The following is a 455-nucleotide window of genomic DNA, read 5'->3' as shown; positions in this document are numbered from 1 at the left end:
ATACAAAAGCTTTCTGAAAAATACAACGAAAAAGTAGTAATACTAGTGGATGAGTACGATAAGCCTATTCTTGATGTTATAGAGGATATAGAAAAAGCAAGAAGAAATAGGGATATACTTAAAAAGTTTTTTGAGATATTAAAGCCCTCTGACCCATACATAAAGCTCGTATTTCTTACTGGAGTATCAAGATTTTCAAAGGTCTCTATATTTAGCGGGTTAAATCAGCTTCAAGATATTACGTTGAATGAAGAGTTTGCTTCGATATGTGGTTATACAGAAAAAGAGCTTGAAAGTGTATTTGATGACAGACTAAAAGATTTTGACAAGGATAAGATAAGAGAGTGGTACAACGGTTATAGTTGGCTTGGAGAGAAAGTGTACAATCCTTTTGATATATTGCTTCTTTTTTCAGAGAAAAGATTTAGAGCCTTTTGGTTTGAAACAGCTACACC

Annotated in this window: 1 protein-coding gene; it reads left to right on the top strand. The window is 33.0% G+C overall.

Annotated elements, in window-relative coordinates:
• Positions 1-455: AAA family ATPase (locus ACYQZV_RS09110; RefSeq protein WP_459895337.1), on the top strand; the 455-nt coding region annotated here is incomplete at both ends.

It is taken from the genome of Hydrogenobaculum acidophilum (assembly GCF_054656715.1).
This window is presented reverse-complemented; position numbering and strand designations above follow the sequence as displayed.